Below are 14,380 nucleotides of genomic sequence, written 5' to 3'. Positions count from 1 at the left end.
GCCGTGCGTTTGTTTATAGATAGGACTTGGAGTTATACCGGTTTCCATGGGGGATTTTGTTCAAGCATCTGGAGGGACCAACTGTGAAACGTTCGTTGACCGCGCTTCGACCCCGCTCGCGTATTCTGATAGCCGCTGCGGTCGTATTCGTTATGTTGTACATGCTGCACCTGGAGTCCGCCGTAGGCAACGACAACAGGCCGAAGCAGATCATGATCCGGCTTGAGGACGTCGGTCCGGGAGGACAGTACGAAGGTGCGGAACACCTCGGCAAGCTGCGGGCCGTGTTTACTTTATTGAAAGAACGGGACGTTCCCTTTCAGATTGCGGTCATCCCGCGCTGGAAAAACGTCTTGAAGGACGGTACGGTATACGACGTGTCGATCGACCAGACGGATAACGAATACGCGCGGTCGTTTGCGGCTCTGCTGCACAATGCGGCAAGATCGGGCGCCGTGATCGGGATGCACGGGTATACGCATCAGGTTGGCGACACGGTTCGCCCGGACGGATACCAGGAGTCGGGAATCGGCGACGAGTTTTACGTCCCCGACGTCGCGGAGACGTTAACGACGCAGTTCGCCTCCCGAAGAGTAGAGGAGGGGGCGGAGACGTTCCGCCGCGCCGGCTTGTTCCCTTATTTCTGGGAAGCTCCCCATTACCGGACGCTTCCCGAGCAGGACGCCGTGTTTCGCAATTATTTCGGGCTTCATTTTCAAGCCGACGTTCATCAGAATGCCAACACGTTATATACGCAATACAAGACGGAGAGGAACGAAGGTTACGGCTCGTCCTCACTTGGCGCAATCTACGTGCCGACACCGTTCTCTTATATTCCTTATAACCGGGATTCCGACATCATCATGAACCAGCTGGACAAATCGGATAAGCTACCCTCATTTTTCTATCATCCTTTTCTCGAATTTGGTCATTTGCTTCCGGTTACCGACGAGTCGGGGGAGCCGGTCGTTCAGGACGGCCTGCCGCTGTACCGTTATCCGGCATCGGATAAGAGCAATCTGCAAAAGCTGCTGAGCCGTCTTCGGGATAAAGGCTACAGCTTCATCCCGATTACGGATTATATCCCGTTCGTTCCGGCGCATAGCGTCCAGGTCGGCACGGGGATGGAGGGGGCGGTGTCGGCCGCGGATGTGACGGGAGACGGCCAGGCGGATGTCGTCGTCTGGGACCGCAAGAACGGACAAGTGACCGTCAAGAGCGGCGAGTTTCGGGGGTTGCGGAACGAAAGCTCCGGTGCGCCGAAAATATGGTGCCGGCTGCCCTACACAAAAGGGGACTCCTGGACGCTTCTGGACGATAACGGCGACGGAAAAGCCGACTTATGGGTGATGCGCACGGACGGCACCCTCGAGTCGTACCGTTCCCGCGGAGACAGCTTCGTGCCGGGCCGTTCCTGGAAAACGGGCAAGCCGGGGTGGAGCTCGATGTATGCCCTGAAACAAAACGGCGGCGAATGGATAATCGCGGGCGAGACGGCGGATAACAATCAGCTGGAGAGCTTCTCGTTCAAAAAAGGTGAGCTGCAGCCGCTGGCTCCCCGTCCCTGGGACCGGAGACTTCCCGTACGGCTGGTCGCCGGCGACCTGGACGGAGACGGCAACGAATCGCTGCTGATCCCGTTCCCTCATTCTTCGAGATGGATCGAGCTGAGTCCCGACGAAACGTCATGGAAATGGAAACGCCGCGTGCTGCAGCTCGATATCCCGACCGGAGAGGACGGCACGGTGAAGATCGGGGATTTTAACGGGGACGGGAAGACGGATATTTTGTTCTGGAACCGGGAGGAGAAAACGTTCGCCGTATACCGGCAGACCGGTCCGCTGCAATTCGAGCTGTCCTCGCGAATGGGGCCTTGGGGGCATTCGGACGGGGAACTACTCGTCTGCGATATGAACGGGGACGGACGCCAGGACGTCGCGGAGCTGGACGACGGGCAGCCGTACATCGATATGGCGCTGTCGTTCCAGACCAAGAAGCCGCCGGTTCCTGTCAAGGCGCCATAACCATACAAAAGCTTCGGCCAGGGAAGGGAATTACGCTTCCTTGCGCCGAAGCTTATCAACTGTGTGCATGAGGTTGAACGGTCATCCAAAGAGTAGCGGAAGATTGACTTCCGGTATTTCCGTATAACGTGTAACTTTCCTGCTATAGCGGAAATTTGATTTCCGCTATTTTGGCTTTTTAGGGGGATAAAAGCGATTTAACTGAAAATAGCGGAACAAATAGTTCCGTTATGCGCCGATTTCCTGCTGTAAGAAACAAATAACGGAAGTGATACTTCCGGAAGAAATCTCACTGGCTTTAGTTGAAGCCGGTTGTTGTCACATCAACTCCAATTGACAAACACGACAGTGGTGGCAGCTGGCGTGAAGCTACACATTCCTGTCTACTTACAAACGTAGGGGGTTTGTATGCCAAAGACCATCCGGACGCTTATAATTTACTAGAATGTTAAGTGCTTCAGTGTTGAAGTAGAAGACAGCTCGTAAGAAATCCAAGGGAATGGTATTGGAGCGTAAAGTTTGGGTGTGAATTGGGCATAAAGCTAGCCAAATTCACATTCGGTCCGCATTTGAAGTCGTGTTGTAACCGTAAAACCTCAAAAAGACAACACGATTGAGGGCGAGCGGATGGAGCCCGATACCCATTCCCTTCCACGCGCATACGTATGGGTTTACACGTCAAAAGGACCATCCGGCCGCTTTTACTGGACGGTTTTCGTTAACCGGGACGTCCCGAAGTGGATAACCCGTACAAAATAAACTGGATCGTGTGCTCGATCTCCTGCTCGTCCTCCCATTCCAGATGGGGCAGCAGCATATAGCGCATCGCCAAAAATCCGAGGATGGCCGAACCTGTCAATCGCAGCGCGGTCTTGGACGGAATCGTGACGATTTGCCCGTTCGCTTGAAACTTTTCGATAATCGGCGTCAAACGTCCGAGCACTTGTCCAGCGACAGCATCGAGAAATTGTTCCTTCAGCTCGGGATGGAACGGAATCTCCTGGAGCAATATTTTGACGACCGGCAAATGCTTTTTGACGAACTCGATGCGGTTCACGATTACGGCACGCAGAAATTGTTCGTAGGAAGCATAGTCGGCGTCAAGCACTTTCGTAAAATCGCGAAGCACGAACGGGGCCAGCAGTTTGGTCATCATCGGTGCCAAGATGCTTAGCAGCAGTTCTTTTTTCGTCTTGTAATGCCGGAAGATCGTACCTTCGGCGACAGCTGCTTTTTGGGCGATTTCGCTCGTGGAGGACGCCGCATACCCTTTCTCGGCAAATACTTCGATGGCAGCCGATAAGATTCGCAGCTGCTTTTCCGTTTTTTTCTCATCCTCGTCGTAAAACTTCAACTGCTCCTGCAGCCATAACTCCATTTGGTCCGACATAGGGCGCGGGCCTCCTCCCGGTGCGATATAGGGGACAAGTAATTCTTATGGACTTTGGGATGAATCAGATCCGCCGGTGTTTTTTCAGCGCCAGCACGTTCAAGAACATGATCACGGCCGAGAAGGCGAGCAGCACGTAGACGTCAGCCGCAATATCGGACCACCCCTGGCCCCGGACCATAATATTCCGCAGTGCATCGGCTCCGTAGGTAAGCGGCATGCACTTGCCCAGCCAGCGCAGCCAGACGGACATCGTGTCCATATTAAACAAACCGGAGAAAAACACTTGCGGAACGATAACCAGCGGTATAAATTGTATCATCTGAAACTCGTTGCTGGCAAATGCCGACAAAAACGTGCCGAGCGCCAAAGCGGTAACCGCGAGCAGCAGCGTAACGAGCAGCACGTACCAGAACGAGCCGGCCATCATCATGCCCAGCACGTGGATCGCATACCAGGCGATCAGGGCGGACTGAATCATCGTAAACAGGCCGAATCCTAAAATGTAACCGGCCACGATCTCCCAGCGCCGGATCGGAGTGGCGAGCAGCCGTTCCAAAGTCCCGCCCATCCTTTCGCGCAAAAACGATACGCCGGATATAAGGAAGACGAAAAAAAAGACGAAAAACCCGATAAGCACAGGGCCGAAATGATCAAAAGCCGCCATCTCCGCCGATCCGTGCAAATAAGTGACGGCAGGCTTGGGAGCGGCCGCTGCCGGATTCAGGTCCTGGAGCACGTTTTGGAGCAGCAGAAGCACCGCTCGGTTGGCCGTCGGGTCGCTGCCTTCCAGCTTCACGACAGGTGACGAGCCTTGCAAGGTGACGATGGCATCGATTCGCGCGTCCGCCAAAGCCGTCTCCGCTTCTTCCGGAGTATAGCGGTAGATGTCCGCGCCGTGCTGCTCCAGTTTCTGAACGAGCGGCTCGGGCAGCCCGCCGACCGAAAGGGCCGGTCGGAACGTATCGCCATTAAAGACGAGCGACATCAAAGTAAGCACAAGCATCGGCGCGACAATCATAAGCGCGAGCGTCCGTTTGTCATGCCAAAACTGGCGCAAAATCCGGATGACCAGTGCGCGGATTCTCATGAGGCGGCACCTCCGAAATGCAAAAATGCTTGTTCCAGCGTAGCGGAACCGGTATCCTTCTTGAGCGCTTCGGGAGTACCTGCGGCGATAAGCGTGCCGTCGCGAATCATCCCGAGCTGCCCGCACCGTTCGGCTTCATCCATCACGTGGGTGGTGAGGACGATCGTCGTGCCGGAACGGCTTAACTGCTCCAGCTCGCTCCATATCGATTGGCGCAGGACGGGATCGATGCCGACCGTCGGTTCGTCCAGGATAAGCACCGGCGGCTGGTGGAGCAGCGCGACGGCCAGCGACAGCCTTCGTTTCATCCCGCCGGAATAACGGGCGACCTGTTGCTTCATATGAGCGCCGAGATTGACCAGTTCCATAACCTCCTGCATGCGGCGCTTTTTATCGGCTCCGCCGAGACCGTACAAAGCGCAGAAAAATTCGAGATTTTCCTGTGCGGTTAATTCCGCATACAACGCATCGGATTGACCCATGTACCCAATCTGCTGCAGATGCGACAGTTTGGGCATGCGTTCGCCCAGCACATACACGTCGCCGCTTGTCGCCTCGTCGATTCCGGCGATCATTTTCACAAGCGTCGTTTTGCCGGAGCCGGACGGTCCCAGCAATCCGAATATGTCCGAGCGGCCGACTTGAAGCGAAATCTCCTTGATCACTTCCTTGCTTCCGAATGTTCGGCAGACCTGATCGAGCCGAATACAAGTCGCACTTTGCATAAATAATCGCCCTCCTCACGAAAGTGAGTAATCACTCATTTTTAGTATAAAACGGACTTCGGCTATTGTAAATAAAAAAGGCGAGGGGGTGAAAAACGGCTGCGAAATATTTTAAGAATACGCATTCTTTATGATTGAAAAGTAACCGCATACATGATATATTGAAACCGAGAAATCGATTTCTATTAAATCGGGGTCAAAAAAAGGAGGTATATGGAAAGTACGGTTTTACTGGATGATCGAGCGTCATAAGGCGGATCTTGCTCCGATTAGGCAGGGCCATCGGGCATAGGGCAAGCAGCGGCAATAGGTAACACATACGTATAAGTTGATAGCGAATCCGTACAGCTTATAAGCAGGCTCGACACATGGAAGGATAAGAACGGAACCATTGGGAAGCATCTACTAAAGGGAGGGTTCAGCATGTCTGTTAAACGCGCTTTGGTCGCTTCGACCGTTATGGCTGCGATGCTGCTTGCAACCGCTTGCGGAGGCGGCGGAAAATCGGCCGGCCAGACAGAGAATGGAGAGAAAGGCCAGCCGTCCGCACCGGATATTACGAAGACGCCGGCGGAACTTAATTTTTTCACGATGGCCGGAGATACGGATGAAGTATTTAACGAAAGGTTCGGCAATTCGATCCGCAAAAAATTTCCTAATTATAAAATCAATTATATCCGCGCCCAAAAAGGGAGCACTTTGCCGGAGCTGCTGGCAGCGGGGACGACGATCGATATTTATTACGATTCGATCGGCAATTTCAGCGAAGGGCTGCTGGTCAACAAGCTGGAGTACGATCTGTCCGAGCTGATCAAGAAAAATTCGGTCGATCTGAACCGGTTCGAGCCGACGGTCGTCGATGCGATGAAGCAAATATCCGGCGGCAAAATGTACGGTTTGCCTGTGTACACGAACAACCTGGCCTTATTTTATAACAAGGCGGTATTCGATAAGTTCGGGGTGCCGTATCCGAAGGACGGCATGACGTGGGACGAGACGCTGGAGATCGCCCGCAAGCTGAACCGGACCGACGGCGATAAGCAATATATCGGGCTGGCCGTATCGGGCTCGCATATGCTCCGGATGAATCAGTTCTCGCTTCCGTATGTCGATATGCAGACCGACAAGCCGACGATCCAAAACGAGAAGTGGAGACGGTTGTATCAGGCGACGATAATCGATCCGGCCCAGGATGCCGGCTATAAAGCGAAAATTACCGAATTGAAAAATGCGCTGCCGTATCGCGACGCGCTGACGAAGGATCAGAATCTCGGCATGTTCGTCTTTTTGTCCCAGATGCCGTTTACCGTGCCGGAGATGAAAACGATGAACTGGGAAATGGTCTCCCTGCCTACTTTCAAGGAGCTTCCGAACGTCGGCTCGCAGTCGTATCCTTCGTACTTCACGATCACTTCGCTGTCCAAATCGAAAGAGGCGGCGATGGAAGTGCTGAAATACTTGATCTCCGACGAATATCAGATGGAGATTTCGCGTAAAGGAACGATGCCCGTTCTTAAAAACGAAGCCGTCCAGAAAGCGTATGCCCAGGATACGGAGTATAAGAATAAAAACTTTGCTTCCGTGTTTTATAACAAATTCGCTCCTATATCACCCAAAACGATCTATGACGTGGCAGTCGAAAAGACGTATACGAAAGATATCGGTCTAATAGCGAAGGGCGAGATCGATATTAACACGGCATTCCGCAACGCCGAAGAGGCGGCGGTTAAAGCGATCGCCGAGGCGAAGAACAAGTAACGCGGGCTACCCGACAGGGGAAAAGGAAAACGGGACAGATAGGCGGCGGCCTGCTGTCCCGTTTGCGTTGCACGTCCAGCATGGGCGTCATCTCTATTCATTGAGATGTTTTCCGATTGATATTATGCATGATTGCACGGTAAAGAAAATCTGCTAAATCCTCATTGCCGTATGCATTAAAATAGTTTTTGAATCGTGCATCGAATTTGTAGGTATTGGCAATGCAAGCCAGTAACTCTGCATCACATGTCATGAATTGCATTAGATTTTTTTTCCACCTCGATTAATTGCTGAACTTTACCGGAGGAAGGACCCTGATCGACACAAGACGCAATTTGTTTGAATAGTTCCTCCATGGATTGAAAACGTTCCTCTTTATCATCTAGTGATAATTTTTCCAATGTTTCATTAAACTCTTTATACGCTTCTGTTTCACCATAAATGAATCTTGCCTCATTTGCATATTGTTCTTTCAATGGCAAAGAACTATTGAAGATTTGCAAATTACTAATATCATTCCCCGAAACGTATTCATCGAGAGCTGCCATGATTGTTTCTAGTCTTTGTTTTCTACCTTTTTCCGTCAGATGCGTCGGTTTAAATAAATGAATTCTATCGTAATAATGCAGGGTCCGACCTGTAATGCCTGTAATCTGAACAATATCTTTAACAGCTAATAATGGTTTCTTCATCCCAAAATCCTTTTACTTCGTCTAGTATTTGAGCAGCGGGCGTTATCGTAGCCCTTCACTTACAATTAGCTCGCCCAAATTATCGGTGTGGTCCCACTGAATAAATTGATATCGCACATTATGGTTGCATTCGTGCGCCAGCGCAGCCTTCATTCGAGGAATCGTGTACTCATTTGGCAAGAGAGTACCCCAGATAAACCCGGGATGCCCCCAAAGCCGCTATATCTTTCGTTTATTGCTAAGGCACGGCTTTCCGGATTCCCTCGAAATCAACTCTACCTCAGGTGAAATCTGCGGGGTAATTTGATCAGGGGATCGATGTATCATACTATTAAACGTAATAACGTCAAAACCATTCGTCTCTTCAGCTCTAAAAGGGATCTGTTGAATTTGTCATTGTTTCATAAAGGGAGCCATCATTTCGTTTCTGAATAATTCAAGCTTTTCCTCGGGCGAAGCTTGGGTAATTTTTTGATAAATCTGGTCTGAATGCAATGTTTTTATATTCATATCTTTCACTCCAGGTATCGTATTCATAGAGAGAATTATGTACTATGACCTAACGTCATAGTCAAGAGCTTTGAATCAAATAATGAAAATTAAGTATATGGTGCTCCATCACATGCCTCCAAGAATGAGTTAAATAACTGACCATAAAATTCACCAATTTATTTTCTCAGGTTATCCCGTTCTCCTTGCCGGGCGGAGGGTTATTAGCGGAAATTGAACAAGCTACACGAACTTCCGCCAAGCCGGTCATATAGTAACGGGGAAGTGATTCGTCGTTTTCAAAAAGAACTCCCGCAGTCGCACTATCAGAGGCAAGCTGCGGGTAGTCGATATTTGTCTGGCGGTTACGGATTCGTGATCGTTCCGAGGAACAGCCAGGAGCCGGTGTGACTGTCCTCGATGGCGAAGAAAAAGGGACGGTTCACGATCATGTCGACCGGCTTGGAAGGCGGAGCAGAGCCTGCCATCATGGCGCCAGTAGCGGCGGCGGCTTCGGTGCCTTCTTCATTTACGTCCAGATACGTCTTGTGCGTGACGCCGCTAATGTAAAGAGGATGAACGTCGGCCATTTTACGGAAATCCGCCCGGCTCGGATCGAAAGCCTGGGACATGCCGATACCGGTTAGCGCGTCTTTCAGCTGCGCTGTATACTCCACCTTGAACTTAGGGAGACGGAGATCGACCCGGACAGGTTCGAACGTCTGCCGGCAGGGGAGACAATCGGACCACAGCTGGCGGTTTAATTCGTCCAGGGAGGACGTCTCCTTCGGCAGGACGAGCAGCATATTCATCCGCCCGTCGCCGTAGGGAAGCTTGACGGCTTGCCAAGCTTCGTGTTCGGAATAGGCATAGGTGCGGGTTTGCCGCATCATGGGAACTTTTTTGACGGCACCGTCCAGCAGCGTGAAGTCATCATCATGTGTATTCCCCTTCTGGAACGGGTCCGTCCATGAAGCGTTGAAGTAGACCGCATTCAGCAGAACCGCTGCGCTATCGGCGGGGAGCCTTTCCTCGAGCAGCTTGCGGATTTTGCCTTCCGTCCGCTTCGACACCCAGCTGTTGATGACGTCCGTCGTCTTCGGGGAGGCGAAATCTGCAGCGCGAACCTCCGCTTGATAATAATCTTTGACGGTTTGAAGATAAGGCTTATGGATGGCCATATGTGCAGCGGTCCATACCGAATTCGCGATCGTTAGCTTGACGCCGCCCCCGGATGCGGTTAGCAGCTCTGTCATCTTGCGGTTCGCCTCGTTCAGCTCGTTCTCACTCATTCCGTTCCAGTCCAGCGCAGCCGCGATTTCCACCGCCGTCTCCCCGGAGCTTCCCGTAAAGGCCAGAGCAAGCGCGGCCGATATGCTTGCCGGCGAGATTACGACATTTTCCCCTTTTCCGGTACCGCTCATCTGCTTGTGCAGCTTGAGTCCGAACGACCGGCTCGCTTCGGCAATACGCGGATCGATCGCCGCCGCGGCCGCTTTTCGTTCGTCCGCCGACAACTTCGGTCCGGCAGGTCCGGCGCCTGCACAGGCGGTCAGCAGGAGAAGCAGAACACCCGCCGCAACAGTTTTTTTCTTCATAACGCCCCAACCCCCAAATATTGGTGTTCTCTTTCCTAGTCCAGACGAGTTCAAGACACCGAAGGTTGCGCTTCCGGACAACAAATGTGCCGGAAAGCCCAGTCCAGTCAGGCAGGAGCGAATGATTAGAACCGTTTTATCCGGGTGCGATTCCAGCTGTGTAACGGTATAATAGATAAGCTCTGCAAGAGAAGACCATCTGAACAGGAGGGGCCGCCGTTAATCGGATGATCCGTTGTTTTCTCCAAGCTGCTTCCATTCTTCACAAGGTAGAAAAGCGGCCGGTAGTCGTACTCGCCGCTGCTATGCTGGCAATCGTCCCGGTATTGCCGGCTGAGCTATGGCTGATGAAAGAGTTGATTGATCGTATCCAAGGCTGGAACCCCTCCCTAAGTAGTTACCCGATTCTGACCTCCGCCGCTTGGCTGGCCGCTCTGATGCTGGTGAACAATATCGGGCTGGGCGTACCGATCCCGATGGCGCTAACCCGGATTAACGAGATCGGAGCGCTGGAGCAGCAGCGGCTGGTGCTTGAGAAAACGTCCCGCCTTCCTCTCCAATCCGTAGAATCTCCTTCCGTCAAAGATATCCGGGAACGGGCCTTGCGAGTTTCCCTGCACGAGATCTACAATACGGGCCTTCAATGGATACAGCAGCTGATCCAGGCCGCCCTGCTCGTCTCAATCCTACTCGCCTTCGGGCAATGGATACCTCTTGCTGCCATAATCGGCGCTACGGTCTTGCTGTCAATCGTTACCGGCAAGTCGGTGCGTTCCCTCGAGAAACTGTCCCGGAGCCAGACGCCGGATCAGAGATTAATGGATCATTATGCGGGGCTGATGACCGGAAAAGAGGCGGCGAAGGAGATCCGGCTGTTCGGTCATGCGCCTGAGCTGGAGAAACGTTGGCGCGGCCTGTATGAGCGGCAATCCCGTGACAGACGGACCGCCGTCCGCGTCTCCGAATTGCGCAAGCTGGGGCCGGAGCTTCTGCTCGCTCTGCTGTCGGGACTGCTGCTGGCGTTGCTGGTGCTGCTGCCGGGAGCGCGGACGTTTACCGCAGGAGACTTTGCGGTATTGTTCATGACGATGACGATGCTGCTCGCGAAGTTGCCGGAAATCGTTCGGACCGGAGGTTCCTTCCAGAAACTTTATATGAGGTGGGAAGACTTCCGGACTTATCTGGAACTGGAGGAGGACGCCTCGGCGGGAAACGCGGGGAGGGCGGAAACATGTGGCAGGAGCGCAGCCGGCGGAGGATTGCGGTTATCTGATGTTTCGTTTCGTTATCCCGGGATGGACCGCAAAGCGCTGGATGGAATCCGGATGACGATACCGCCGGGCTGCCGGGCCGCGCTCGTCGGCGAGAACGGCTCCGGCAAATCGACGCTGGTGAAGCTGCTCGCCGGGTTTTATCAGCCGTCGGAAGGTGGTATCGATTGGGGCGGTTTACCAGCCAGCGGGCTGGAGTTGGACCGGGAGCCGGAGAGAGAGCGGAACGTGAAGCTGGCCGCCGTCTTTCAAGACTTCTCGCAGCTGCATGTGCGGCTTCGGGAAAACGTCGCACTCGGTCAACTGGCGGAGCTGCATAACGATCCGGCGATCGAAGCGGCGCTCCGGTCCGCCGGATACCGAAAAAGCGGACTGGACACGCAGCTCGGCGCCGCGTTTGGCGGAATCGAGCCTTCCGGGGGCGAATGGCAAAAAATCGCCACAGCCCGGGCGCTGATGCGCGACGCGGATTTCGTCTTTTTCGACGAACCGACGGCCGCGCTTGATCCGCAAGCGGAGCGGGAGGCGTTCGAGCTGTTTATGAAAGTGACGGAAGGCAAGTCGGCGCTGCTCGTCACCCACCGGCTCGGAGCGGCGAAGCAGGCGGACCTCGTGTTCGTCCTCAGGCAAGGCAAGCTGGTCGAGCAAGGGACGCACGAGGAGCTGATGCGGATGAACGGCGAATACTGCCGGATGTACCGGACGCAGGCGTCCTGGTATAGCAGGGATTAGGCAGCAAGGGCATTTGTTCCATAAAGAAACTCCGGCCGAAGCCGGAGTTTGCGCCACCTTTTAGAATGATCGTGCGGAGCGACCGTTTCAGCGCCACCCGTTACCGTTTCAGCAGCGTGATCGAAAATAAGGTGCTGCCTTGGGTAACGGCTGTTCCCGACGGGTTGAGAAGACGGAGGGACACCGTTCCTTTTGCCGCCACATAGGCGGATGCCACGAGCTTTTGCAGCGCGACATTGGTACCGACCGTTACCGCATCGCCGACTACCGCCTCCGGATGGGCGATGTTGACGGTTGCTTCTCCGCCTCCTCCGGCGATCGACGGAACGTTCCACGTATAGTCGACGGAGAGCAGCTGGCGGTCGTTATAGCGGTTCGTATCGTCCGCGAAATAAGCGTTGCTCAGGCCGTTCGGGTCGGAGCCGTTTCCGTAAACAGTAGGGAAGGGGATATCGTAAAAGCGGTTGCCGATCAGCACCGGCTTCGCCGCCGTTCCGGCGTAGGCCGTCGTCCAGGCCCACCGCCAAGTAATGCCGACCCCGCTTTTGCCCGCGATGTTGTTGTTGCACAGCCGGATGTTCATATAACCTTCGCTTGTCGTCAGCGGCAAGTTTTTGGCCGGATCGCAGTAAAACATCACGCCATTATGGCGAATGCTGCACCCGCGCACCTCCAGTCCGTCGATGGAATTGATTTCAAAGATGTTGGACGAGGCAATGGTAGGTTGAACGTTGATCCGGTCCAGAACGGAGTTATGGAATTTCAAGACGCGGGCGTGAAAGGAACGGATGCCGTCGAACGTAATATTGCTCCATTCGCAGCCTTGCAGAACGTGCGACAGCGAGTCGATTCCGAAATGAATGACGGAAGCGTCCGCCTTCAGGACAAGATCCCGGAAAGAGCAGTTGACCAGGGAAGCCGGGTAATAAACCGCTCCGTCCGTATGCGTAAACGTTTTGATCCGGTTGCCGGCGTTAAACAGGTGACGGGCATTCATATCGGGCGGAATAATGATTTTGACGCACGACTGCTGCGCAGCCGATCCGGCCGGGATCTCCAGCGTCGAGCGGCGGAACGTGACATGAACCGCTTGAGGCAAATAAGAATGCTCGTAGTAGCGCCACTGATTGATTCCCCCGAACACGACATTTTCCTTGGAGTCGTAATGGCCGTCGTACGTCCAGCCTGCGGAGTTCGGCACGAGCGCCGGATCGTCGGCATTGGCCCGGTAAGCGACATATTTTTTGCCGCTCTGGAAGACGACTGGCAGCTTGGAGACGATATGGCAGCCGTCGACCAGAACGTGCCGCACCCGGTTAAAGACGAACCCGTTCACCGTCCCGTGGAAATAGCTGTCCCTCACCTGCAAATGTTCGCTGTAATCGAACTCGTCGCTGCTCCGCAGCCAGATTGCGGTAATGTAACCGCGGACGTCCGCCCGTTCGACGCTGATATGTTTGCTGCCATAGCCGACGTTAATGCCGCGTGCTCCGATCGTACCGTCGCTGACCACTTGAATGTCGGACACGCTGCACTTGATGCCGTGCTTGTACTCGTAGCCCATCGTATTCGTTTTGCCGACGCGGATGCGGCGGTCGTGAATGGCATAGCTCCAAAAAATAAACACGCCGTATGTAATGTTCGCGTTGTCGTCGATCCGGACGTTCTCCCAGCTTCCTTCGGAGCAATAAAACGTCCGGATGACGTTGCCTGCGGAAGGAAGCGGTCCGGCGGAAGGGCTGGCAAACGTAAAGTGAAGGTTGGCGTTGCGGAAGCCGTCGACCTTCCGCATCGTAATGACGGTGCCTGTATTCCGGGTCAGGCACAGCTCCAGATCGGAGATGCCGACATTGCTGAGACGATAGTCGTCGCCGCCGTATTGCGCAGGGTCGAACGTATCCATGTCCGCGTAATAAGGCAGGTTGCTCGGATTCGTTCCGCCGAACCCTCCCCGGCTGTCCCAGACATGGATGCAGCTGTCGCCCGTTCCGGGGGACTGAAACAGCAGCCGGGTATGGCCGGTGCCGCACAGAAACACGTTGCTCCGCTGGATCGAGAGATGGCTTCCCTGGACGACATACGTTCCGTCCGGGATTACTACGGTGCCGCCGCCCGCGTCGTAGGTGGCGTCGATCGCGCTTTGCAGCGCCGCCGTATCGTCGGTAACGCCATCGCCTTTGGCGCCGAACCATTTGGCGTTCAGGACGTCTTCATACGAGCGCTTGAACCTCGCGCCGGCGGCGGATACGAGCACCGTCCCCGTATTATCCGCGGATGTCGTATCGGCGGGGTCGTAATAGTAGTGGCCTTCCTGGCCCGGGTCCGTTACATAATACGCCGTATCCGCGTCCGGCAGCGTCATGGCGCGCAAGCTGGATACCGTCGTCGCAACGACGCAAACGTCTGTAGCCGCTGTCAGGCCGTAAACCGATGAAGTAACGGAACTTTGCGCAAATGTTCGCGTAGCGAGGCTGGTCTGGACGAGGCCGCCTGCGGTCAACGCGGCGCCGGCAAGGCCGGCGGTTGCCAGCAGCTGTCTGCGGCTTAATTGTTTCGGATCGGAAGTCATCAACGGTCACCCCATTCCCCATGGTTATTGTCAGACTGCGGG

Annotated in this window: 8 protein-coding genes and 2 pseudogenes; 3 read left to right on the top strand and 7 right to left on the bottom strand. The window is 54.3% G+C overall.

The window, feature by feature from the left end; all coding sequences use genetic code 11:
- Nucleotides 1–83 precede the first annotated feature (83 nt).
- Nucleotides 84–2,024 carry a DUF2334 domain-containing protein gene (locus tag PV433_RS15105; protein ID WP_332072909.1) on the top strand — a complete coding sequence of 647 codons (1,941 nt, stop codon included), beginning with the start codon at nucleotides 84–86 and terminating at the stop codon, nucleotides 2,022–2,024.
- A 718-nt stretch (nucleotides 2,025–2,742) separates the two neighbouring features.
- Here the strand turns inward: PV433_RS15105 and PV433_RS15100 are convergent.
- From PV433_RS15100 to PV433_RS15090, 3 genes are all read right to left on the bottom strand, one after another.
- Nucleotides 2,743–3,414 (bottom strand): TetR/AcrR family transcriptional regulator, encoded by a 672-nt coding sequence (locus PV433_RS15100; protein ID WP_332072908.1) that lies wholly within the window; start codon nucleotides 3,412–3,414, stop codon nucleotides 2,743–2,745.
- Nucleotides 3,415–3,478: 64 nt separating this feature from the next.
- Nucleotides 3,479–4,504, bottom strand: coding sequence for an ABC transporter permease (locus PV433_RS15095; RefSeq protein ID WP_332072907.1), 1,026 nt, complete (start codon nucleotides 4,502–4,504; stop codon nucleotides 3,479–3,481).
- Nucleotides 4,501–5,229 (bottom strand): ABC transporter ATP-binding protein, encoded by a 729-nt coding sequence (locus PV433_RS15090; RefSeq protein ID WP_332072906.1) that lies wholly within the window; start codon nucleotides 5,227–5,229, stop codon nucleotides 4,501–4,503. Before PV433_RS15090 ends, PV433_RS15095 begins: the two co-directional genes overlap by 4 nt.
- A gap of 423 nt (nucleotides 5,230–5,652) precedes the next feature.
- On the opposite strand from PV433_RS15090, the gene PV433_RS15085 reads away from it, so the two are divergent.
- Nucleotides 5,653–6,987 (top strand): ABC transporter substrate-binding protein, encoded by a 1,335-nt coding sequence (locus PV433_RS15085; RefSeq protein WP_332072905.1) that lies wholly within the window; start codon nucleotides 5,653–5,655, stop codon nucleotides 6,985–6,987.
- A gap of 97 nt (nucleotides 6,988–7,084) precedes the next feature.
- Here PV433_RS15085 and PV433_RS15080 read toward each other — a convergent pair.
- The 3 genes and pseudogenes from PV433_RS15080 to PV433_RS15070 form a co-directional block, all read right to left on the bottom strand.
- Nucleotides 7,085–7,679, bottom strand: a pseudogene (locus tag PV433_RS15080) (MerR family transcriptional regulator).
- A gap of 48 nt (nucleotides 7,680–7,727) precedes the next feature.
- Nucleotides 7,728–8,189 (bottom strand): annotated as a pseudogene (locus PV433_RS15075) (DUF2268 domain-containing putative Zn-dependent protease); the annotation flags it as partial.
- Nucleotides 8,190–8,533: 344 nt separating this feature from the next.
- Nucleotides 8,534–9,766, bottom strand: coding sequence for a serpin family protein (locus PV433_RS15070; RefSeq protein ID WP_332072904.1), 1,233 nt, complete (start codon nucleotides 9,764–9,766; stop codon nucleotides 8,534–8,536).
- Between the two features lie 227 nt (nucleotides 9,767–9,993).
- On the opposite strand from PV433_RS15070, the gene PV433_RS15065 reads away from it, so the two are divergent.
- The gene (locus PV433_RS15065) at nucleotides 9,994–11,769 is read left to right on the top strand and encodes an ABC transporter ATP-binding protein (RefSeq protein WP_332072903.1); all 1,776 of its coding nucleotides are present in this window, start codon (nucleotides 9,994–9,996) and stop codon (nucleotides 11,767–11,769) included.
- Nucleotides 11,770–11,869: 100 nt separating this feature from the next.
- Here the strand turns inward: PV433_RS15065 and PV433_RS15060 are convergent, their stop codons facing one another.
- Entirely contained in the window at nucleotides 11,870–14,338 is a 2,469-nt protein-coding gene (locus tag PV433_RS15060) for a glycosyl hydrolase family 28-related protein (RefSeq protein ID WP_332072902.1), read from the bottom strand.
- Nucleotides 14,339–14,380 lie beyond the last annotated feature (42 nt).

It is taken from the genome of Paenibacillus sp. GYB004 (genome assembly GCF_036577605.1).
GTDB classification, from domain to species: domain Bacteria; phylum Bacillota; class Bacilli; order Paenibacillales; family NBRC-103111; genus Paenibacillus_AB; species Paenibacillus_AB oceani.
The sequence above is the reverse complement of the archived record's forward strand: the minus strand, read 5'-3'. Positions and strand labels throughout refer to the sequence as shown.